The organism is Desulfacinum infernum DSM 9756, assembly GCF_900129305.1.
GTDB lineage: Bacteria > Desulfobacterota > Syntrophobacteria > Syntrophobacterales > DSM-9756 > Desulfacinum > Desulfacinum infernum.
Genome location: NZ_FQVB01000013.1, coordinates 73895 through 96651 on the forward strand (window position 1 = coordinate 73895; position 22757 = coordinate 96651).

20 protein-coding genes are annotated in these 22757 nt (G+C 62.3%); 15 read left to right on the plus strand and 5 right to left on the minus strand.

The window, feature by feature from the left end:
- Positions 1-99: 99 nt before the first annotated feature.
- The 3 genes from BUB04_RS07985 to BUB04_RS07995 all read right to left on the minus strand — a co-directional run bounded on the left by BUB04_RS07985 (position 100) and on the right by BUB04_RS07995 (position 3679).
- The gene (locus BUB04_RS07985; protein WP_073038466.1) at positions 100-945 is read right to left on the minus strand and encodes an MBL fold metallo-hydrolase; all 846 of its coding nucleotides are present in this window, start codon (positions 943-945) and stop codon (positions 100-102) included.
- 118 nt (positions 946-1063) lie between these two features.
- Entirely contained in the window at positions 1064-2704 is a 1641-nt protein-coding gene (locus BUB04_RS07990; protein WP_073038467.1) for an acetate--CoA ligase, read from the minus strand.
- Positions 2705-3070: 366 nt separating this feature from the next.
- Complete coding sequence (locus BUB04_RS07995; protein ID WP_073038468.1) at positions 3071-3679, minus strand: CBS domain-containing protein; 609 nt, start codon at positions 3677-3679, stop codon at positions 3071-3073.
- Positions 3680-3930: 251 nt separating this feature from the next.
- Between BUB04_RS07995 and pyrG the strand changes: the two genes are divergently transcribed.
- Genes pyrG through BUB04_RS08010 form a run of 3 tightly spaced genes read left to right on the plus strand, consistent with a single transcriptional unit; the run spans position 3931 to position 7064 of the window.
- A complete protein-coding gene (gene pyrG / locus BUB04_RS08000) occupies positions 3931-5619 on the plus strand; it encodes a CTP synthase (RefSeq protein ID WP_073038469.1) in 1689 nt (562 codons plus the stop codon).
- A gap of 14 nt (positions 5620-5633) precedes the next feature.
- The gene (kdsA, locus tag BUB04_RS08005; RefSeq protein ID WP_073038470.1) at positions 5634-6488 is read left to right on the plus strand and encodes a 3-deoxy-8-phosphooctulonate synthase; all 855 of its coding nucleotides are present in this window, start codon (positions 5634-5636) and stop codon (positions 6486-6488) included.
- A gap of 15 nt (positions 6489-6503) precedes the next feature.
- Entirely contained in the window at positions 6504-7064 is a 561-nt protein-coding gene (locus BUB04_RS08010) for a KdsC family phosphatase (RefSeq protein WP_073038471.1), read from the plus strand.
- Here the strand turns inward: BUB04_RS08010 and BUB04_RS08015 are convergent.
- A complete protein-coding gene (locus BUB04_RS08015; protein WP_073038472.1) occupies positions 7036-8199 on the minus strand; it encodes an NAD(P)/FAD-dependent oxidoreductase in 1164 nt (387 codons plus the stop codon). The two genes, BUB04_RS08010 and BUB04_RS08015, sit on opposite strands and share 29 nt — an antisense overlap.
- Before the next feature lie 260 nt (positions 8200-8459).
- Positions 8460-8825, minus strand: a complete 366-nt coding sequence (locus tag BUB04_RS08020) for a DsrE family protein (RefSeq protein ID WP_073038473.1) — start codon at positions 8823-8825, stop codon at positions 8460-8462.
- Positions 8826-9048: 223 nt separating this feature from the next.
- Here BUB04_RS08020 and lptC point away from each other — a divergent pair, with 223 nt between their 5' ends.
- From lptC to gap, 12 genes are all read left to right on the plus strand, one after another.
- Positions 9049-9615 carry an LPS export ABC transporter periplasmic protein LptC gene (gene lptC, locus BUB04_RS08025; RefSeq protein ID WP_073038474.1) on the plus strand — a complete coding sequence of 189 codons (567 nt, stop codon included), beginning with the start codon at positions 9049-9051 and terminating at the stop codon, positions 9613-9615.
- A gap of 48 nt (positions 9616-9663) precedes the next feature.
- On the plus strand, positions 9664-10260 hold the full coding sequence (lptA, locus tag BUB04_RS08030; RefSeq protein ID WP_143156405.1) for a lipopolysaccharide transport periplasmic protein LptA: 597 nt from the start codon (positions 9664-9666) through the stop codon (positions 10258-10260).
- Entirely contained in the window at positions 10260-10994 is a 735-nt protein-coding gene (lptB, locus tag BUB04_RS08035) for an LPS export ABC transporter ATP-binding protein (protein ID WP_073038476.1), read from the plus strand. The genes lptA and lptB overlap by 1 nt, the downstream gene beginning before the upstream one ends.
- Before the next feature lie 15 nt (positions 10995-11009).
- Complete coding sequence (gene rpoN, locus BUB04_RS08040) at positions 11010-12452, plus strand: RNA polymerase factor sigma-54 (RefSeq protein ID WP_073038477.1); 1443 nt, start codon at positions 11010-11012, stop codon at positions 12450-12452.
- 49 nt (positions 12453-12501) lie between these two features.
- On the plus strand, positions 12502-13041 hold the full coding sequence (gene hpf, locus BUB04_RS08045; protein WP_073038478.1) for a ribosome hibernation-promoting factor, HPF/YfiA family: 540 nt from the start codon (positions 12502-12504) through the stop codon (positions 13039-13041).
- A gap of 57 nt (positions 13042-13098) precedes the next feature.
- Positions 13099-13560: a PTS sugar transporter subunit IIA gene (locus tag BUB04_RS08050; protein WP_073038479.1), complete on the plus strand. Its 462-nt coding sequence runs from the start codon at positions 13099-13101 to the stop codon at positions 13558-13560.
- Between the two features lie 428 nt (positions 13561-13988).
- Positions 13989-14864 carry an RNase adapter RapZ gene (gene rapZ, locus BUB04_RS08055; RefSeq protein WP_073038480.1) on the plus strand — a complete coding sequence of 292 codons (876 nt, stop codon included), beginning with the start codon at positions 13989-13991 and terminating at the stop codon, positions 14862-14864.
- 35 nt (positions 14865-14899) lie between these two features.
- Entirely contained in the window at positions 14900-15364 is a 465-nt protein-coding gene (locus BUB04_RS08060; RefSeq protein ID WP_073038481.1) for a PTS sugar transporter subunit IIA, read from the plus strand.
- A gap of 4 nt (positions 15365-15368) precedes the next feature.
- Complete coding sequence (gene rimI, locus BUB04_RS08065) at positions 15369-15842, plus strand: ribosomal protein S18-alanine N-acetyltransferase (protein ID WP_178371941.1); 474 nt, start codon at positions 15369-15371, stop codon at positions 15840-15842.
- Positions 15839-20119 carry a PEP/pyruvate-binding domain-containing protein gene (locus BUB04_RS08070; RefSeq protein WP_084076308.1) on the plus strand — a complete coding sequence of 1427 codons (4281 nt, stop codon included), beginning with the start codon at positions 15839-15841 and terminating at the stop codon, positions 20117-20119. The genes rimI and BUB04_RS08070 overlap by 4 nt, the downstream gene beginning before the upstream one ends.
- A gap of 63 nt (positions 20120-20182) precedes the next feature.
- Positions 20183-21508 carry a type I glyceraldehyde-3-phosphate dehydrogenase gene (locus BUB04_RS08075; protein WP_073038483.1) on the plus strand — a complete coding sequence of 442 codons (1326 nt, stop codon included), beginning with the start codon at positions 20183-20185 and terminating at the stop codon, positions 21506-21508.
- Between the two features lie 26 nt (positions 21509-21534).
- Positions 21535-22548: a type I glyceraldehyde-3-phosphate dehydrogenase gene (gene gap, locus BUB04_RS08080; protein WP_073038484.1), complete on the plus strand. Its 1014-nt coding sequence runs from the start codon at positions 21535-21537 to the stop codon at positions 22546-22548.
- Positions 22549-22757: the final 209 nt, after the last annotated feature.

A 22757-nucleotide genomic window follows, 5' to 3' on the forward strand; every position in this document is an offset into this window, starting at 1 on the left:
CCCTCCTCGACGCAGTGGACGGTCCGAACCATTCTTGAGACACCATACGCCATTGTGGGAACAGGCGCAAGATGCCGATCCGACCGCGGGCAGGGCCGGTCAATCCTCCACGGTGAGGGTGTAGCCCACCGGGGCGAAGGCGAAGTTGGGTCCGAACTCGGCGGAAAGCCTGGCAATGGGAGCCTGGCCCGTGCAATGGCTCACGGCCAGCACCTGCACCTGATATCGCTTGAGTTCTTCCAGGGTCCTGTCCAGTTGTTCCGATGGAGAAAATCCCAGGTGGGTGCCGCCGAGGACGGCGTAGACTCGGTCTTCCCCGGATTGGCGGGTGACGTGGTCCAGGATGTTGATGAGCCCTGCATGGGCGCAGCCCAGGATCACCACGAGCCCCTTGGGGGTTTTGAGCACCAGGGAATAGTCGTCGAGGAAGGGATCCGGGGCCCACCCGTCGCCTTCGCGCAAGACGAACTTGGGGTCTCCCGTCTCGAAGTCCGTCTTCCGGGGAACCTCTCCGGAGACGAACACGTTCGGCTCGATCTCCTGGAAGGAATCCACCCACCGGAACCGGGCCCCGCGGGTTGTCAGGTAGGCTTCTTTCCAGGGCATGCCGATGGAGACCGGCTTTTGGTCGGGCCCCACGGGCATCCATCGGAAGCGCTCCAGGAGCACATCCGGGTGAGCCACCACTTCGCAGGGGCCGTGGACTCCGAGAAAGGCCAGTAGGCCTCCCGTGTGATCGAAGTGGCCGTGGCTCAGAACCAGTTTGGCGACTGTGGAAAGGTCCTTTTTGAGGCGAAGCGAGTTGGGCACCAGGCCGAAGCCCTGTCCCGTGTCGAAAAGCAACGTGGCTGCGGGAGTTTCCACATAGGCGGCGAAGCCGTGCTCCCCGATGAGCCCGGGAACCGGTACCGTGTTTTCACACAAGACGGTCACTTTCCAACTCATGGGATTCCTCCTTCGTCCTTGGTTGCCGTCCGTTTCCCATCAAAAAGGGCGACCCGGAAGGGTCGCCCTTTTTTCTGGTTGCAACACCCGGTTCCGGGTTGAGCCGCTCGCCCGAAGCCTATTTGCGCAGCTTGCGGCGAAGCAGCTTGCCGGTGGGCGTCCTGGGCAGCGCATCCACGTATTCAATGAGACGCGGCAGCTTGTAGACGGCGATGTGTTGCTTCAAGAACTCCTTCAGTTCCTCGAAGAATGCGTCGCTTCCCTCGTAGCCGGGTTTGAGCACCACGAAGGCCTTGGTCACCTGCCCCTTTTCCGGGTCGGGCACGCCCACCACGCCGGCGTCCGCCACGGCCGGATGCTTCAGAATGGCTTCCTCCACTTCCGCAGGCCCGATGCGGTAGCCCGAGCTCTTGATCATATCGTCTTCGCGGGAAACGAAGAAGATGTTGCCGTCTTCCCGCATGTAAACCGCATCTCCCATCTGGTTCCAGCCGTTCTTGACCCCTTTCTGCTGGCTTTTGAGAAGCCGTTCGTTGTCCACGTACGGCTTCCAATACAAGGTGCCCGAGGGGCCCTTGATGATCATGGAACCCACTTCGTTGGGCTTGCAGTCGTTCCATTCGGGATCCACCACGCGGACCTGAACGCCCGGAAGGGCCTTTCCGATGGAGTTGGGGACCGGTTCGGGATTCATGGTGTTGGACGTGAGCAGATGCAGCATTTCCGTTCCGCCCAATCCTTCCCAGATGGGCTGGCCGGTGAGCTTGGTCCAGGCCTCCAGGGTTTCCGCACCCAGGGCGTCGCCGCCCGAGGTGCACAGCCGCACGGAGCTGAAATCGTACTTCTTGAAGTCGGGGAACTTCATGAGGGCGCGATAGGCGGTGGGAAGGCCGGTGAGGACCGTGATCTTGTGCTTCTCGATGAGTTCCATCATGTCCGCGGGGGCGAACTTGGGGATGAGCGAGATGGCCGCGCCGCCTTCGAAGGGGATGAGGGTGAAGGTGCCGAACCCGGCCGCAAAGGAGACCGGAGCCGCACCGCCCAGGACGTCTCCCGGCTTCAGGTTGTAGACATACTTGTTGACCAGGCGGGCTTCGATGATGATGGGACGGACGAAATGTACACAGCCCTTGGGCATCCCGGTGGTGCCGGAGGTGTAGAGGATGACGCCGATGTCGTCCGCCTTCAGCATAACGGCGTCCAGGTTCGGCGAACCCTTTTCCAACATCTCTTCGAAGACCAGATTCCCCTGCGCCTTCACCTCGTCGGGATTGCCGCCGATGACGATGACCTTGGTTCCGTATTCGAAATCGGGCTTGGCTTCTTCCACGGGACCCATGAGAGGCGCGTTGACCACGAAGAATTTCATCTCCGCGTTGTTGACCACGAAGGCCACCTCCTCCTTGGACCACAGCGGAGACGTGGGCACCGGAATGGCTCCGACCTTTTCAATGGCAAAGATGGTGACCAGGGCTTGCGGTGAGTTCACCAGGCGAATACCCACACGATCCTGGGGCTCCACACCCGCTTCCTTGAGCGCATTGCCGAACTTGTTGACCATCTGCTGGAGCTGGGCGTAGGTGAACACCTTGTCCATGAACTTGACCGCCGGATTGTCTCCCCGGCCCTCGCGCACATGCCGGTCCAGGAGATAATCGGCCAGGTTCAGTTCCATGGGGGTGTCCGCAAATTCCTCCGGCACCACGTACTCAGGCCACATCTCTTTGGGGGGTAGATAGTTTTCGGGGATCTTCGCCATGCTCATTCCTCCTTGCCGTTGCGGTTAACAAGGGCCCTTGGGTCGTAACCTGATCGCCTGCAGGGTGCGCGTCCCTCCACAGGGCGGTCCGGCAGGCAACACGTCCGGCGGGGCAAACACCGGATGGGGGCGTCGGAGCTTCCGGCGTCCCGAAGTGGGTTTACGGGCAGGTTTGTCAACGGCAGCCTCACTGGATCCCGAACCAACGGAACCAAAGGAGTGTGAGCGACAGGGGAAACGTGGAATCGTCTCAGGATGCCGGACAGTGGTTGCTGCGGCTGCTCGTTAGGTCCTGACTTGAAACGGCGTCTTTTCCAGCCAACGTCACCTCGGGTGACGATCGTCGGGCGCCCCGCAGGCGCCTTGTCAGGCTTCGGCGGACAGCACCTGGATGCCTTCCTTTTCCAGGCTGCCGATGATGTCTTCCAGTTCGCGCTTTTTCAGCCGGAAGGAGTAGATGGGTTCTTCTCCCTGGAACTGCCGGAGGTGGCAGACGCTGATGATCTCCGCGCCGCTTCTTTCCAAAAGGCGCGTGACCGATTCCAGCGACTGGCCGCGGTCCGCCAGCTTCACATCCAGTCGGCTGGAACTCTCCATGAGCCCCAGCATGGTGATGAAGGCCGACAAGATGTCCACCACCGTGATGACCCCCACCAGCCGGCCGTCGGAGACCACCGGCAGCCCGCCGATCCGCTTTTCCAGGATGAGCTTGGCGGCTTTTTCCAAGGCCTCCTCGGGGCCGATCGTGTAGGGGGAGCGCACCATGACGTCCTGCACCGTCAGCTCTTCCAACATGGAGGCAATGAGGACGCTGCGAAGATCCGCGTCCGTCACCCACCCCTCCAGGCGCCCTTCCGGATCCAACACCGGCAGATGGCGAATGGAATGGCGCTTCATCACCGCCATGGCCTCCTGGACGGAAGCCTCTTTGGTGGTGCTCACCACGCGGGTGGTCATCCAATGGCGCACAATCATGGGCGGAACCTTGCGTCGGTCGACTGAACGAGGTGCTTTCTTACGGGTGCTTTCTCACGTCGGGCTTGCAAAACGGACAGCCTGTCACGGATCTGTTTGCGTAAGGAAGCGTACGGAATGGAGCGCGAAATTGCAAGAGAAAAATTGTACATAGATGAAACGCGCCCCCGACCCGTTCGTTGACTTTGGGGTTTCCATGGCTATACTGAAAGGCTGTTTTGAAGGGAAAAAAAGCAGAAAGGACAGGGGCCTTGCGACATCCAAAATTCATCTTTATCACGGGAGGCGTGCTGTCCTCCCTGGGCAAAGGGTTGGCTGCCGCTTCCATCGGAGCGCTGATGGAAAGCCGCGGTCTGCGGGTGACGATCCAGAAGCTGGATCCCTACATCAACGTGGACCCGGGCACCATGAACCCGTTTCAGCACGGAGAGGTGTACGTCACCGACGACGGCGCCGAGACCGACCTGGATCTGGGCCACTACGAGCGCTTCACCCATGCTCGCATGAGCAAGCGGAACAACTTCACCTCCGGAAGCATCTACTATTCAGTCATCACCAAGGAACGGCGGGGGGACTACCTGGGGGGAACCGTGCAGGTGATCCCCCACGTCACGGACGAAATCAAGGCGTGCATCCGTCAGGTGGCGGACGGCGTGGATTTGGTCATCGTGGAGATCGGCGGGACCGTGGGCGACATTGAAAGCCTGCCCTTCCTGGAGGCCATCCGCCAGTTCCGCATCGATGTGGGCCGCGAAAACGCCCTCTACATCCATGTGACCCTGGTGCCCTACGTGAAGGCCGCCGGGGAGGTGAAGACCAAGCCGACTCAGCACAGCGTCAAAGAGCTGAGAAGCATCGGTATCCAGCCGGACATCCTCTTGTGCCGCACGGAACTGCCCCTGTCCAAGGACATCAAGGCCAAGATCGGCCATTTCTGCAACGTGGAGCCCGATGCGGTCATCACCGCCAAGGACGTGGACTGCATCTACGAGGTGCCGCTCTGCTTTCACGAGGAAGGCCTGGACGAGAAAATCCTAAGGATGCTCAACATCTGGACCCGGGCCCCGCACCTGGACGACTGGCGGCGGCTTATCGAACGGATGCGCCGCCCGTCCCACCAGGTCACCATCGCCATCGTGGGCAAATACATCGACCTTCGGGAATCCTACAAGAGCCTGAACGAGGCCTTGATCCACGGAGGCGTGGCCAACGACGCCCAGGTTCTCCTGGAGTTCGTGGACTCGGAGGATGTGGAGCGTTCGGGCGGCGAAGAGCTCCTGGCCAAGGCCGACGGCATCCTGGTCCCCGGCGGCTTCGGATCGCGCGGCATCGAGGGCAAGATCAAGGCCATCCGCTACGCCCGGGAAAACAAGGTGCCCTTCTTCGGCATCTGCCTGGGCATGCAGATGGCCGTGGTGGAATTCGCCCGGAACGTGGCCGGTCTGGAACGGGCCCACAGCATGGAGATCGACAAGCACACCCCCCATCCCGTCATCTACCTCATGCGCGAATGGTTCGACTACAAGAACAACCGGGTGATCCGCCGCGATGAAGAGTCGGATCTAGGCGGCACCATGCGGCTGGGGGCCTATCCCTGCATCCTGGAACCCGACAGCCGGGCCCACGAAGCCTACCGGCGGACCGAGATCTCGGAGCGGCACCGGCATCGCTACGAGTTCAACAACGATTACCGCGAGCCCCTGGCTCAGGCCGGAATGCGCTTTACCGGCCTCTCCCCGGACAAGAACCTAGTGGAGATCATCGAACTGCCGGATCATCCCTGGTTCCTGGGCTGCCAGTTTCATCCCGAATTCAAATCGCGCCCCATGGATCCCCATCCCCTTTTCACCGCCTTCATCGGCAAGTCACTGGAAAACGCCCGGGGCAGGAAGTCGGCCGAAGCCGGAGAGACGGCGGATGAGGGGGCGGCTCGATCGTAGAAAGGGAGGTCCCAATGGATACCAAAACTGCGTCTGCCAAGCCCATCACCATCGGCGGGCGGCCCTTCGGCAAGGACCGTTTCTTTGTCATCGCCGGGCCGTGCGTCCTGGAAAGCGAGGAGCTCGCCTTTTCCGTGGCGCGGACCATGCGCGACGTCTGCCGGGACCTGGGCATTCCCTACATCTTTAAGAGCTCCTACGACAAGGCCAACCGCACCTCCATCCAGTCCTTCCGAGGTCCCGGCCTGAAGGCCGGTCTGGAAGTCCTCGGAAGAATCAAGGCCGATCTGGATGTGCCCGTCCTCACCGACGTCCATTCCGTGGAGGAGGTGGGCCCCGTGGCGGCCGTGGTGGACGTGCTCCAGACCCCCGCCTTTCTGGCCCGCCAGACGGATCTGCTCGTGGCCTGCGCCCGAACGGGAAAGCCCGTTAACATCAAGAAAGCCCAGTTCCTGGCTCCGTGGGACATGCAGCAGGTGGTGGCCAAGGCGGAAAGCGCCGGCAACACCCGGATCCTGGTGACGGAGCGCGGCAGCTGCTTCGGCTACAACAACCTGGTGGTGGACATGCGATCGGTGGCCCTGCTGAGCCGCGGGCCCTACCCGGTGGTCTTCGACGCCACCCACAGCGTACAGCTTCCGGGGGGGCAGGGGATTTCCTCGGGCGGGCAGAGGGATTTCGTGGAGCCTTTGGCCCGGGCGGCCGTGGCCGCAGGAGCCGACGGGGTCTTCATGGAGGTCCACGAAGATCCGGACCAGGCCTTGTGTGACGGGCCCAATTCCCTGCGCCTGAAGGATGTGCCGGCTGTTCTCGAGGCCCTTTTGGGCATCTATCACGTGACGAGAAGACACGCGCCGGTTGCGCGCTGAGGGAGCGAGGTTTTCATGCGACTGAAAACACCCTTGGTGGAGGTGAGTGAAGAGGTTCGTCGGCGGATTCTTCCCCTGCGGCTGCTCATCTTCGACGTGGACGGCGTGCTCACCGACGGGGGCATCACCTACCACGACGACGGTTCCGAATCCAAGACCTTCGACGTGAAGGACGGACACGGGATCAAGCTGCTGCAGCGAACGGGCCTTGAGGTGGCTCTCATTTCGGGCCGCTATTGCGCTTCCGTGGAGCATCGGGCCAAGGGGTTGGGCATCGAAAAGGCCTACCAGGGGATCCACCGCAAGGTGGAGGCCTACGAGCGGATCAAGGCCGATACGGGCCTTCAGGACCACCAGATCGGCTTCGTGGGCGACGACCTCATCGACATCCCCGTCATGCGTCTGGTGGGTTTTGCGGCCTGCGTGGCCGATGCGAGCCCCCATGTGAAGCCCTATGCTCATTACGTGACGCAGGCACCCGGCGGAAAGGGCGCCGCCCGGGAGATCTGCGAACTGATCCTCCAGATCCAGGGACGCTGGGAAGGTATTACGGCTCGCTATTTCGACGAAGAATGAGACCTTCCGCCAGGCGGCGACGGATGTGGGCGAAGAATCCCCGGTAGGTTTGCAGGCCGCGGGGGATTTTGAGGAATTCCTCTCCCAGCGACCGATGACGGTCGAAGACCCGGAAGAAAAGGCCGGGAAACCCATAGGCCCCCAGGGCGAAAAGCCTCGCATAGATCAGGTTGTCGCCCAACGCGTCCCGGCACCGTCGCCGGTATTCCCCCGCCAGGGAATGCGTCACGGCGCCTGTGGCGGCATCGCTCAAGGTCTCGGCGGCGATCTGGCCGGATCGGACCGCGTAGGCGATGCCTTCTCCCGAAAACGCCTCGGCGAATCCCCCCGCATCCCCTGCGATCAGGATTCGGTCGCTTCCCAAACGACGCGCGATGCCCGAGCACGGGATGGGACAACCGCGATAGGCGGGAAGCGGACGGATCCCCAGCCTCCCCACGAATTCCCGGAAGAGTCGAACCGGCCTTCGAGCCGCACCGGCCAGGCCGCCCACGCCCACGGAGGCGGCGTTCTTCAAGGGAAAGACCCAGCCGTATCCCCCCGGGCAGGCATCGAAATAGAATTCCAGGACGGGAGCCGGATCTCTTCCGGTTCCGCGTTCCCTCCATTCCGGCGCCGCTTCCCCCACCACGGTCAGCCAGTGGGTCGTCGCTTTCCGGCGGCCGTCCGTCAGGGCCGCGGCCGGCGGCCGCCCGGATGCCCCGTGGGCCAGGATGGCGTAGCGGGCCTGGTAGCTGCCCTTGTCCGTTTGCACCGTGACCAAGGATCCCGATTCCCGGCAGGCCAGCACCCGCTCCCCCTGCCGGCATTCCGCACCGGCCTCCAGTGCCTTTTCCAGAAGCAGCTGATCGAAGGCGCTCCGTCGAACCAGCACGCAGATGGGTTGGGGGGATTCCACCCGGATCTCCAGTCTGCCATGGACGGCCCGCACTCCGGAGATGGTTCTTTCGATGAGGTGCGGCGGCAGCGGGAAGTCCAGATGGGAAAGTCCTTGAACGGAAAGGGCCCCGCCGCAGGGCTTGGGCCTGGGAAAGATCTCCTTTTCCAGAACGAGCGTCCGAAGTCCCTTTTGCGCGGCCCGCCGGGCGGCGGAAGCACCGGCGGGTCCGGCTCCGACGATGATGCAGTCCAGCATGGCTCCCGCGTTCGATCGAAGTTGGGCGGAGGTGTACGGCTGCCGGGAGCTTGTCCGAGAATGCCGCGAGTGAGCGCCCTTCTCGTAGCGCAGCCCTTTAGGGCTGCGGAAGAACCCCCGAACGTTGGATAGGCCATCGCATATTTCCTGTCACTTCATGAAGTTGCGATGGACCTTTCCGCGGGGCTGGAGCCCCGCGGCTACGAGGAGAACAAAAATTTACCGGCCTTGTAGGCTGTAGAACCATTCCCGGACAGGCTCTAGAAGGTGATCACTTTGCAGTTGGGGTCCCCGATCATGTTCACCAGGACCGGGGCCCCGGAAATCTGGGCGCCCTCGATCAGGTCGTCCGGGGAAATGAGCCGTTTGTCCGCGCAGGCCTTGCACACGTGGATGGGGGTCTTCTTGGCCACCAGGATGTCCAGAAGATCCTTCATGTGTTCTCCCGTGGACGAACGGATCCCTTCCGCCATGCCCAGTTGGGCCCAGTGGATGGCGTCGTCGATGAGGAAGACCTCCACCTGGTGACCCGCTTCCACGGTCAGGGCGGCGAACTGGAAGGCCCGCGTTGCGCCTCCCGACTTCTCGAATCCTTTGGAGATGACAAAACAGATCTTCTGTGCCATGGACGCCTCCTTCCGTGATCCGTAATCCGTGGTTGGGGGGATTTCACGGAGGCGGCGGAGCCGTCCCGGCGCCTCCGTGAGGCGGTCCTACCCGTTTGTTCTTTTAGAGTGGATGGGCGGGGAGGAGTCAAGGGCTTTCCGGCATCCTTCTTTACACCCGGAAAGAGCGCGTGTTAGATTCCCAGTGAAACGGGTGGAAATACCTTGAAAACAGGAACGACTCATGGAACGAAGCCGACGCCCTACCCTGTGGCTCTTGGCGGCGGCCGCGGCTGTCGTTGTCGGCATTTTCATCTACGGCACGGCCCGCATGGGCGGACCGGGTGCCCCCGGAGAGCGACAAACCGAGGTGGCCGGTGACTCCCAGATGCGCCTGACCGACATGGAGTATACGGAGGTGCAGGAGGGCCGTGAGGTGTGGCGGCTGAAGGCCCGGGAGGCGGAATACTTCGACGAGTCGAAGAAAACCCACCTGCAGGGGGTGCATGTGGAGCTCTATCTGGAAGACGGCCGCACGGTGGTCTTGGAAAGCCGGGAAGGGGAGCTCCACGCCGGCACCAAGGACATCGAACTGTGGGGAGACGTGCGGGCGGTGGTGCCGCAAGGCTATGACCTCCGAACGGAACGGGCCTTCTACCGACACGCCACCCGGCAGGTTGTCTCGGATACACCCGTGCACGCCACGGGACCTCTCGTGGAACTGGAGGGGGCCCGGTGGCGCTACGATGCGCTGGAACGGAAAGCCTATGTGGACGGCGGAGTGCGGGCGGTGGTGAAACAGGTCCGGTAACCTGTCTTGAGGAACGATCCTGATGGTGGTCGCGGATCCGGAGAAAACATGAGGCAAACTCTATTCGGTGAAAGGCGATCGCCCGGAATCCGGGCCGGGCGTTTGCTGGAGGGATCCCGGAGGTGGTGCGGGCTTTTGGCGCTCTGCCTGGTCCTGGCCGTGGCGGCTTCCGGGCAGGGGGAGGATCAGAACCCCCCCATGGGGCCGGCCGGTGAAGAGCCCATTCACATTGCCAGTGATCGCATGGTGGCGGATCAGCAGGCCCGCACGGTCGTCTTTGAAGGGCATGTGACGGTGCAGCAGGGAGACCTGACCATCACGGGGCACAGGATGACCGTCTATGCCTCCGAAGGCGGGGACGTGTCCGGCGACGCCATGATGGAGAAGATCGAACGCATCGAGGTCCTGGGGGATGTGAGGATTTCCCAGCAGGGACGGGTGGCCACCGCGGACAAGGCGGTTCTCTATAACCGCGAGGAAAAGGTGGTGCTTCTGGGTAACCCCACGCTGGTCCAGGGAAAGGACCGGGTGCGCGGGAAACAGATCACCCTCTACCTGCGCGATCAGAGAAGTGTGGTGGAAGGCGGGGTCGATGCCCCGGTGCAGGCCGTCTTTCACCCCAAGAAAGGTTCGGACAAGCCCTGATGGAGGCGGTCGGCAAGAGTCTGCGAACGGAGAACCTGGTCAAGCGCTACGGTGGCCGCACGGTGGTGGACCACGTGAGCCTGGAGGTGTTCCAAGGGCAGGTGGTGGGGCTTCTGGGGCCCAACGGCGCCGGGAAATCCACCACGTTCTACAGCGTGATCGGGATCATCCGGCCGGACGAGGGGGCGGTCTGGCTCGATGGCGAAAACATCGTGAACGCCCCCATGTACCTGCGGGCGCGAAAGGGGATCACCTACCTGCCCCAGGAGCCGTCCATCTTTCGCAAGTTGACCGTGGAGGAGAACATCCTGGCGATCCTGGAGACCCTCAAGATCGGCCCCCAGGAACGGAGGGCGCGGCTCCAGGAGCTTCTGGAAGACCTCAACATCGCGCATCTGGCCAAGAGCCGAGCGGACAGACTCTCGGGCGGGGAACGACGGCGTTTGGAAATCAGCCGCGCCCTGGTGACCCAACCCAGCTTCATCCTGCTGGACGAGCCCTTTGCGGGGATCGATCCCATCGCGGTCATCGAAATCCAGGGACTCATCGCCTCCCTGCGGGAACGGGGTATCGGGGTTCTCATCTCCGACCACAACGTCCGGGAGACCCTCAAGGTGTGCGACCGAGCCTACATCATGCACCAAGGGCGCATCCTGGAAGAAGGGCCGCCCGACCTCATCGCCCGAAGCGAGCTTGCCCGGCGCACCTATCTTGGGCAGGAATTTAGTCTTTAGGGACGGGACCAAGCCATGGCACTGGAACTCAAACAACACATGAAGCTCTCCCAGCAACTGATCATCACGCCTCAGTTGCAGCAGGCCATCAAACTCTTGCAGCTTTCCCGGTTGGAACTGCTGGAGACCATCCAGCAGGAACTGGAATCCAATCCGGTGCTGGAAGAGACCGTTGACGAGGTGGGCAACAAAGAGGAGGTGGAGCCGGAAGCGCCGGCCGTTGAGGAACGCTTCGAGGAGGTGGAGATCACCGAGAAGGTTCGCGACGACTTCGACTGGGAAAGCTTTCTGGAAGACTACAGCACCTATTCCCCCATGCCCGTGGAAAGGGATCCCAACCAGGAACAACCTTCCTTCGAGCAGCGCCTGACCCGACGCCCCTCCCTGGAGGACCACCTGATGTGGCAGTTGTGCCTGTCCGATCTTTCGGAGCAGGACAAGGAAATCGCCGCCATGATCATCGGCAACCTGAACGACGACGGTTACCTGGTGAGCCCCACGGCGGAGATCGCCGAGCTGAGCGGGGTGACCGTCCAGGACGTGGAAAGGGTCCTGGAGAAGGTGCAGGGATTCGACCCGCCGGGCGTGGCCGCCCGCGATCTCAGGGAATGCCTGCTGATCCAGGCCAGAAGCCTGGATGTGCCCAACGGGCTGGTGGTGACCATCATCGACAAGTACCTGCACTACCTGGAGAACAAAAATTACCAGGGGCTCGTCAAGGTGCTCAAGCGCCCCAAGAGCGAGGTGCAGGCGGCCGTGGAGGTGATCCTGAGCCTGGACCCCAAGCCCGGGCGCGCCTACAGCGAAGAAGAAGTCCAGTATGTGAGCCCCGACATCTTCGTGGTGAAGGTGGACGACGAGTTTGTGGTGGTGCTGAACGAGGACGGCATGCCGAAGCTCCGCGTCAACCCCTACTATCGGGAGGCGTTGCGGAGCGATTCCACGGTCTCCGAGGAGGCCAAGGATTACATCCAGGGCAAGCTGCGTTCGGCGGCCTGGCTTATCAAGAGCATTCACCAGCGCCAGCGCACTCTCTACAAAGTGGCGCAGAGCATCGTCAACTTCCAGCGCGACTTCCTGGAAAAGGGCATCGCCCATCTCAAGCCCATGGTCCTGCGGGACGTGGCCGAAGACGTGGGCATGCACGAGTCCACCATCAGCCGAGTCACCACCAACAAGTATATGCATACGCCCCAGGGTATTTTTGAGTTGAAATATTTCTTCAACAGCTCCATAAATAGTGTTGTTGGGGAAGCTGTGGCTTCGGAGAGTGTCAAGGAACGCATCCGTCAGCTCATCAAAGAGGAGGACCCAGCCAAGCCCTACAGCGACAAGGATCTGGTCGATCTTCTCAAGAAGGAAAACATCAAGATCGCTCGCAGGACGGTGGCCAAGTACCGGGAGATGATGGGCATTCTGCCGTCCCACAAGAGAAAGCAAGTGCTCTGGGGTTCCTGAGGTCTTTGAGACGGAACCCTATGATTTTTTGGGAAGAAGGAGCGAGCCTATGCAGATCAATGTAACTTTCCGCCACACGGAACCCTCCGAAGCGGTGAAGACGTATGCTGAGGAAAAGCTTTCCAGGCTTAAAAAGTATATGGATGAGCCGATTGAAGCCAATATCGTTTTGCAGGTAGAGAAATTCAGGCATATTGCTGAAGTGAGCCTGGATTCAAACGGTATGCGGGTGAATGCCACGGAAGAAACACATGATATGTATTCGGCCATCGATATGGTCGTGGACAAACTGGAATCGCAGATCAAGAAGCAAAAAGAGAAACAGAGAAACCGCAAGCCTTCCAACTCGGAAAGAAACCAGCAGTTGATGATGAACATTCTGGAGTGGCCCGCCGAAGAGACCGGCGAGCCCCGGGTGGTGACCACCCGCCAGATCTTCGCCAAGCCCATGGACGTGGACGAGGCGGTGATGCAGCTCAACCTGTCCAACGGCGACTTTCTTGTTTTCACCAACCGCGCGAGCAATGCGGTGAACGTATTGTACCGGCGAAAGGACGGCAATTACGGCCTGATCGAGCCGGTTCAATAAAGGGGTTTCGGGGACCGGAAGGCGGAGTCGAGGGGTGAGGAGGACCTGAAAGGATTGATGAAGATCTTGGACATACTACCGAAAGAGTCGATCATTCCCGAGCTGGAAGCGAAGACGAAGCGCGAGGTGCTGGAGGAGCTCACGGACGCCCTGCTGAAGTGCAAACCCCATCTGGATCGGCATCGATTGCTGGAGGTCCTTTTGGAAAGAGAGCGGCTGGGCAGCACGGGCATCGGAGACGGTATCGCCATCCCCCACGGCAAGATCGAAGACCTGGATCAACTGGTCGTGTCTTTCGGGCGCTCGAGCGGCGGTATCGATTTCGAGTCCATGGACGGCAAGCCGGCCCACCTTTTCTTCCTCCTGGTGGCCCCGGAAAATTGCGCGGGCATTCACCTGCGGGCCCTGGCCAAGATTGCGCGCCTGCTGAAAAACAGCGCCGTGCGCAAACGCCTGGGCTCGGCCGCTTCCCGCGACGAGATCTATGCCATCATTCAACAGGAAGACGACGAGTTCTGATCGGGCGGGAGCGGCCGGGAGCGAGTCCGCAAACGTTACGGATGGCCGTGGTTCTCGTAACGCAGCCCTTTAGGGCTGCGGAGGATCCACCGACCGTTGGATAGGCCGTCGGGACTCGGCACCCCATGGGGTTACGATCACCTTTTCCGCGGGGCTGAAGCCCCGTGGCTGCGAAAAACGGAGATTTCCCGGGCCTTTGCGTTGGGGAACCGTTCTCGGACAAGCTCCTGGGCCTAGCGTGTTTCCGCGGGAGTGTGAGGGCTCCGGAACCGTCGCTTTTGCAGCCCCGAAGGTTTGCGGCTACCCTTAGAGGCGGAAGTTCTCGCCGGATGGTGGCCGAAACCAGTTCTCGGAAATACTCCTGGGTTCTTATCGGAAGGGGAGTTGGGGGATGCCCCGGCTCCCTTTTTTTCTGCGGGGGAGGAGTCATGACGGAAAGCCGCATCCATCTGGTGATCGTGACCGGACTTTCGGGATCGGGAAAGAGTACCGCCATCAAGGCTTTCGAGGACATCGGCTACTTTTGTATCGACAACCTGCCCGCTCCCCTGCTGCCCCCTTTTCTTGCCTTGTGCGAAGAGGACAAGCCGGAGCTCCGGCGCGTGGCCCTGGGGATCGATATCCGGGGTCGAAGTTTTCTTCCGGACACCGAGCGGTTTTTCGAGAGTTTGGAGGAATCGGGCTACTACCCGGAGGTACTCTTCTTCGAGGCGAGCACGGAGGTGCTCCAGCGCCGCTACAGCCAGACCCGGCGTCTGCATCCCATGGCCGACGAGTCCCAGCGGCTGGTGGCCGCCATCGAGCGGGAGCGCCGGGAGCTGCAGGGGCTCCGGTCCCGGGCCTCCCGCGTTGTGGACACCAGCGACTTTTCCGTGCATCAGCTGAAGGCCTTCATCACCCGCACCTACTCCCTGGTGAGTGAAAGGGAGCAGCTGAGTGTGCAGATCCTTTCCTTCGGCTTCAAGTACGGGCTTCCCTTCGAGGCGGACCTGGTGATGGATGTGCGCTTCCTGCCCAACCCGTACTTCGTGGAGACCCTGCGGCCGCTGGACGGCTGTTCGGCGCCGGTCCGGGACTGGGTGCTGGGCTGGCCGCAGGCCGTGGAGTTCGTGGAGGACTACACAGGCCTCCTGAAAAAGCTTCTGCCCCAGTACATCCGGGAGGGCAAACGCTATCTCACCATCGCCGTGGGCTGCACCGGCGGCAAACACCGATCGGTGGTGGTGGCCGAGCAGGTGGCTGACAAGCTCCGTGCCGCCGGTTATTATATTGTGTTGTTTCATCGCGACATTCATCTGGATTGATTTCCGACAACCCGCAACCCCTTGCGAAGGATGCCATGGAAGCGCCTTCGAGCAATGCCAAGATCGGGCTGGTGGTGGCGTGCCATTGCGCAGTGGCCCAGGAGATGGTGCGGGCGGTGGAACTCATCCTGGGCCCCCAGGAAGGGGTGCGCGCCGTCTCCATGAACCCCGACACGCCGCTGGAAACGATGGTGCGCGAATTGACCGAGGCCGTGGCCCAGGTGGAGCGGGGGCGCGGCGTGATCGTGGCCACCGATCTTTTCGGCGGAACCCCGACCAACGTGGCCTTGGCCTTGGCGGGGCGAAACGTGGAGGTGGTGAGCGGGGTGAATCTTCCTATGCTCATCAAGTTCGCCGAATGTCGGGTGTCCATGACCCTGGCGGAGGCCGCCCGGGCCATGAAGGACTACGGCCGCCATCACATCTCGGTGGCGGGGGAGATCATGACGGTCGGGGCGGGCGACAGGAGCCATGAAGGATCTTCCTCCCATCCGGATTAGTCCCATGCGGAGGGAAGACCTTCCGGGGATCATGGAGATCGAGCGGGCCAGTCACGTGGACCCGTGGCGGGAGTCCTTCTTCCTGGAGGAGTTGGACCGGCCCCAGTCGCGGACCTTGGTGGCCCGCAACGGCTCCGGCATGCCCCGGGTGTTGGGCTACATCTGCTGCTGGCTGGTGGCCGACGAGGTGCAGATCTTCAACGTGGCGGTCCATCCGGCCTACAGGCGCCGGGGGCTGGGCCGCCGGCTCCTGCTGGAGGCCCTGGGGGCGGCGTGCCGGGAACGGGCCCGGACCGCCCTGCTGGAGGTCCGAAGGAGCAATCGGGCGGCCCAAAACCTGTACACGAGCCTGGGCTTTCGACCCACGGGCCTCCGGCCCGACTACTACGAAGGGGTTCGGGAGCCGGCCGTATTGATGGAACTGGAAATGGACCGCCCGTGGCGTTCCCGATGGCTGGCGGTCGAGGAGGAACGGTGAGCAACGTGAGGATTCATCAGGCTCCGGCCTTCAAAGAGGTGCCCTCGGACGCGTGGGCCAAGAACATGAGCCTGACCAACGTGCCGGTGGTGGTGGATCCCGGCCACGAAGTGCTGGTGGAGGCGGTCCGGGGCTATGCGGGCAAGGAAAAACAGGCCCGGGAACTTCTGGTGGAATACCACCACAAGTACCGCAACTGGGGCTACGTGCTGGAAGAGGCCTGGCGGTATGCCACGGGCAATTTGAGACTCTACAAGGATTTCTCCCGTAGCGGAGAGGTGGTCTTCCTCATCTGCCGGATCTTTCTGGAAGCCCTGGGCGAATCCGGAAACGGCCGGACCCGGGCCGCGGCGGCGGACCACCTGATCGCCTTCTGGCTGAAGCTGGTGGAAGAGGCGCCGGAGCTGTGCCGGGAGGCCTCCCTGGAAGGATCTCCCGTGATGGAAAACCTGGGAGACCTGGAAGCCAGGCGGTCCGACGGAGCCATCCTGCGCTGGTGCCTGGAGTGCCTGCGGACGCTTCCGCCGGAGCCCTTTTCCACCCTGGTGCGCTCCTACTACCAGCCCAAGAAGCTGATCCAGCGCCTCCTTTCCCTCTGGAAGGCCTCGGATTCCTTTGCGGAGGCCCGGGGGCTCCTGGAGCGGCTTCTGGTGGAGACCCACACCCATTGGCTCCATCACGAGGATCCCCTGGAATGGCTCCGGCGCCAGACGGACGGCGCGTGGGATCCTTCACCCAAAGAGGATCTGTTCGCTCCGCTCCGGCGCCGGGATCACGAGGCGTTCCTGGAACGGGTGCAGGCTCTCTCTTGCCTGGAGGATCATCGGGCCGCTCTGGAAGGGCTGTGCGCCATCCCGGACTTTCGGGAAGTGGTCCTCGCCTATCAGAAATTGCCGGACCGCGTGGCGGCGGCCTGCCCCGACGACACCGCGGGCCACGTGAGCATGCTGCTGCGGCTCCGCATCATGGAAACCAAGGGGCTGGAGGCTATCCACGAAGAGACCCTTCGGGCCATCAATTTCGACCTGGGACGTTGGATCCGGGAAGAAAGGGACGAGACGCTCCGGTCCCGCCTGCACCGGCTCCTGTCCGTTCTCAAGGGATGCCTGGAAAACTACCCCGAGGCGGCCCTGCAGTGCGTGCGCACCATCGGTCTGGAGATCCTGGCCACGGACGATGCGGACCTGATCGAATTCTTCCTGAGGCGGGTGATCCGCCTGGGCTTTCAGACGCCCAATCTGCGGGGGGTGACCCAGCACTGGCAGGTCCAGGTCAATCCGGCCCATCTCTTGAATGTGCGCGTCTGGTTGGATCTCATCAAGAAAAGCCCCAAAAGGACCAAGAGCCTGCTGTCCGCCCTCATCGTCAATCTTTTTCTGGGCGGCATCTACGTGCGGGACACGGACCTGTTCCAGAAGGACGTGAGCCGGCTCCTACACGCTCCCATCGGGCCCATCTACAACCTGGTCAAGCAGCTGACCAAGCTCTTTCCGGTCTATTTCAACGAAATCGGGGCCGAAGGGACGCTCCGGGCCGTCTCCACGGACGTGGACGAGATCACCGGGCGCGCCGACCCCCTCATCCATTTCCTGAGAAAGCAGAGCCACGTGGAGAGCAACAACCTGATCGTGCTCTTCATCGAGGCCATCTTCCGGTTCTGGCTCAGCCTGGACAAGAAGCCGCTTCAAAAGTTCGTGCCGCCGGAAGTGTACCGGGAAGTGAGCGAATCGGGACCCTACGTGGACGAGATGCACCGGATCTTCCGGCATCTTTTTGCCGACACCCGCATCAACCACGTGAAGGACCTGCTGGATGTTTCCGAAGAGGAGCTGGAGGCCAGGCTGGGGGAGATCCCCGATGTGTCGCCGAGGGAGCGGCAGCGGGCGTTCCTGGTCATCCGCTTCTACCAGCTGCTCCACGAAAAGTATGCGCTGAGCTTCAAGGACATCCACATCCACCTGAGGCGCGCGGCGCAGCTGGGCCTGCCGGATCCCGAGCCCCTGTTGCACGTTCTGGATTCGGGGGACAACGTGACCAAGCTGGAAGCCATCCTGGACTACCTCATGGCCCTCAAGGAGATCCTCCTGGCCCCGGAGGAACTCTCCTGCGTGGAAAACATCTACCACAAGCGCCACATCGCCGTGGACATCCCGTCCATGTACGGGTCGTACAGCGAAAGGAAATTCGATGCCCTGGGGCTCACCTTCCGCCTGGAAAACCTGGCGAACGTCCTGTTCGAAGATCTGATCCTGTCCTTCAACTTGAGTTTCATCACCCGGGCCACCTTCTTTGAGATCGGCCGGGTGCTGCCCCTTTTCATGAAGGCCCTGGCCATCGACGGAATCACCTCCAGGCGGCTGGAACGGCAGGAGGATCTCTTTCGCTGCGCCCTGGAGATCCGCCGTTTTTCCCATTCCCAGTACATGGACATCTTCCGGGGGTTTTCCGAGGCCATCAAGCAGATCATCCAGAGCTACTACAACTCGGTGCACGAAGAGACCCTGGAGCTGATCATCCGGCAGCTCAGCCAGACCGGAGATCTACTGCCCCGCTACCGGCGCCAACTGCACGGAGAAAAGCTCTCCGAACAGGTCCAGCGCATTTCGGAAAGCTTCCTCCGGGACCTGGTGGCCCGCACCTTCGGCCTCCAATACTTCGACCACTTCATCTCCAGCATCCTCACCACGCTCTCCACGCAAAAGGAGGAGCTGAGCACGGAGAAACTGGACCTGCTCCTGAGCTACGACCCGGAAAAGACCATCTCGCTCATCTACGATCCCAAGCCCGGCACCTACGATCTGATCCACCTGGGCAACAAGGGCTACAACCTCACCCAACTCCACGGCCTGGGCATCCGCGTGCCGCCGGGATTCGTCATCACCACCGAGTACTTCCGCTGCCGCGACGTGATCGAATCGTTTCCCCAGTCCCGGGAGGACTTCAAACAGCGGGTGCTGGCGCATATCCGAAAGCTGGAGGAAAAGAGCGGACGCGAGTTCGGCGATCCCCACCGGCCGCTGCTCCTTTCGGTGAGGAGCGGATCGGCCGTGTCCATGCCCGGCATGATGAACACGTTTCTCAACGTGGGCATCAACGAAAGGATCGTGGAGGGGCTCATCGAGGAGACCGGGGAGGCATGGTTCGCCTGGGACAACTACCGACGATTTCTCCAGTCCTGGGGCATGTCCTTCGGGCTGGAACGCGACCAGTTTGACGCCATCATGGCCGCCTTCAAGAAGCGCTACGGGCGCAAGGTCAAGAGGGAATTTGCGCCCGAGGAGATCCGGGAGCTGGCCCGCGCCTACCGGGAGACCCTGGAGCGCTACGAGATCGACATCTCCGACGACCCGGAGGTACAGCTCTTCACGGCCATACGGCAGGTGATGGAGTCGTGGTTCTTTCCCAAGGCCGTGACCTACCGGCAGATCATGGGCCTTTCGGAAAACTGGGGGACGGCTGTGACCATCCAGACCATGGTCTTCGGAAACCTGGACACCCGTTCGGGCGCCGGAGTGATGTTCACCCACAACCCATGGACGTCGGAAGAAGAGATCGACCCCCAGGGCGACTTCACCCTGGGCAACCAGGGAGAAGACGTGGTGGGGGGCCTGGTCAAGACTCTGCCCCTTTCGGAAAAGCAGCGGCTGCGGGAGGGCGAGCGCAAGGAGCACAGCCTGGAGTCCCTCTTTCCCCGCGTGTACCAGCGGCTGGTGGACATTGCCAGGGAACTCATCTACAAGCAGCAGTGGGGCCCCCAGGAGATTGAATTCACCTTCCAGGGCGATCACGAGGACGGCATCTACATCCTGCAATCGCGCAACATGGCGCCTCGCGGCCGAAAACGGTTCCCGGTCTTCAAGCCCACGCCGGCCCTCAAGGAAAGCTACCTGGCCAGCGGCATCGGCGTGAGCGGAGGGGCTTTGTGCGGCCGGGCCGCCTTCGAGCTGAGCGACATCATCCGGTTGCGAAAGGACCATCCGGGCGAGCCCATCATCCTCATCCGATCCGATACGGTCCCCGACGACATCCACGAGATCTCCATCGCCGACGGCATCCTGACCGGCAAGGGCGGGGCCACGTCCCACGCGGCCATCGTGGCCCATCGGCTGGGAAAGACCTGCGTGGTGGGCTGCTCCAAGATGCGCGTGTGGGAAAAGGACCGGCGGTGTCTCATCAACGGCCGTTTCATCCGCACGGGGGACGAGATCGGCATCGACGGTCACAGCGGCGCCATCTACGCAGGGCACCACGAAACGGAGCAACTGGACATGGATTGAGGGCGGGGGCGGAGTCGCCCCGGGCTTCTCGTCGCAACAGACGATTTTCCGGAGGAGGTGCGTATGGGCGGAGAAGACAAGATGGTTCCCCAGAAGCTGGGCATCAACGGCTTGGGTCGAATCGCCAAGCTGAGCATCTGGCACCATGTGGAACGCCGGTACTTTTCCGAGCTGGTGGTGAACATCGGGCGCGAAGTGGGCCGAAGCCTGGAGGACATCGCCCGGTTCATCGAAAAGGACTCCACGTACGGGCGCCTGCACCACTATCTGTACGGCTGCAGGGCCCAGCGGGTGATCGAAGAGATCAGCGAGCCGGAAGGTTCCATGCGCATCAACGGCGTGAAGGTGACCTTCCTGCGTCAGCACCGCAACCCGGCCCACATCGGCTGGAAGGACCACGGCGTGGACCTGGTGGTGGACGCCACGGGCGCCTTCCTGGATCCCACGGTGCCGGCGGAGGATCCCAAGGGATCCGTGCGGGGGCATCTGGCCGCCGGAGCCAAGAAGGTGATCGTCTCCGCTCCGTTCAAGATCAAGGACAAGTCCAAGGAGACGCCCCCGGACGCGGTGACCACCGTCATGGGAATCAACGACACGGACTTCGATCCCAAGCGCCACACGATCGTTTCCAACGCGTCGTGCACCACCACGTGCCTGGCCTACATGGTGAAACCCCTGCTGGACTACTTCGGGCCCCTGCGGATCCTTTCCGCCTCCATGGCCACCGTTCACGCGGCCACCCCGTCCCAGCAGGTGCTGGACCGCTCCCCCAAGGCCAAGGCCACCGATCTTCGCAAGAACCGCTCCGTCTTCAACAACATCATCCTCACCACCACGGGCGCCGCCAAGGCCCTGGGCCTGGTGATTCCGGAAATGAAGCAGATCGGGTTCATCGCCGAATCCGTGCGGGTTCCCGTCACCACGGGATCGCTCATCATCCTGGTGGTCCTCATCCAGGATGAAAGCCTGCGAAACCCCATCAACCGGGATCTCATCAACGACATCTACCGAAAGGCCCAGGACCACTTCCCCGAAGGCTATCTGCTCTACACCGAGGAGCAAAACGTCTCCTCGGACATCATCGGCCTTCCGCGGGCGGCGGCGGTGATCGAAGGCCACGAGACCCACACCCGCACGGCCGCGGTGCGCTTCGACCTGAACCATGTACTCAACGTGTGCGCCACGCTCTCCAGCGAGGAGGGCGGATCCTTCGACGTGGACCAGGCCCTGCGCAAGGTGGATGAAACGCTGAGTTCATCCCAGAAGGAACGGATCATCCAGATTCCGGTCACCCAGGCGGTCATCTACGGCTGGTACGACAACGAGCTGGGAAGCTACACCAACATGCTGGGCGATCGGACCGTGAGCATTGCCAAGATGCTGCTGTGAATTCCCATGGAACCAAGGAGGAGATCATGTCTGTGAGAGTGGCGATCAACGGATTCGGCCGCATCGGCCGCATGGTGTTTCGAGCCAACGTGGACAGGGGTTGGCCCCTGGACGTGGCGGCGGTGAACGATCTGGGAAGTCCCAACGACCTGGCCCACCTGCTCAGGTACGACTCAGTCCACGGCCGGTGGGGCAAGGACGTCCGCGCTGAAGGGGACCGGCTCGTGGTGGACGGCCGGCCGGTCCAGTGCCTGCAGGTGGCGGATCCCGCCCAGGCGCCCTGGCGCGACCTCAAGGTGGACATCGTGCTGGAGACCAGCGGCCGGTTCCGGGACCGGGATTCGTGCGTCAAGCACCTGAACGCAGGAGCCCGCAAGGTGATCGTGGGCGCCCCGGGCAAGGGCTTGGACGCCACCTTCGTCATGGGAGTGAACCACGACCAGTACGATCCCCAAAACCACAACCTGGTGTCCAACGCCAGCTGCACCACCAACTGCCTGGCGCCCATCGTGCGGGTTCTTCACGACCGGTTCGGCATCGAGCACGGCCTCATGACCACCGTGCATTCTTATACCATGGATCAGCGTCTGCTGGATGCGCTCCACAAGGATCGGCGGCGCATGCGGGCGGCCGCCCTGTCCATGGTGCCCACCACCACGGGCGCGGCCGTGGCGGTGGCGGAAGTCATCCCGGAACTGAAGGGTCGGCTGGACGGCATGGCCATTCGGGTGCCCACGGCCAACGTCTCCCTGGTGGATCTGGTGTGCCGCGTGGAGACGGCCACCACGGCGGAGGCCGTGAACGCGGCCCTCAAGGAGGCGGCCGAAGGCCCCCTCAAGGGCATCCTTCAGTTTGTGGAAGAGGAACTGGTGAGCGTGGACTTCAACCACACGGCCTACTCGTCGTCGGTGGACGCCTCCCTCACCAAGGTCCTGGACGGCCACCTGGTGAAGGTCCTGAGCTGGTATGACAACGAGTTCGGCTATTCCAACCGCATGGTGGATCTGGCTGTCTTCATGGGTGAGAAGCTGGCGGGCTAGGAGCCTGCCCGAGAAACGCCCGGGAGGACCGCTTTTCCCGTAGCGCAGCCCTTCAGGGCTGCGGAGGAATCCCCGGGCGTCGGGCGGGTCATCGGGTATGGCCCGTCGCTTCTATGGACCTAAAGGGGGCGATTTTGCCATCGGGTTTCCCCATCGGCGCACGATTGGCGGGCGGGGACAAACCCCGCCCCTCCCCGGAGGTCCAAGCG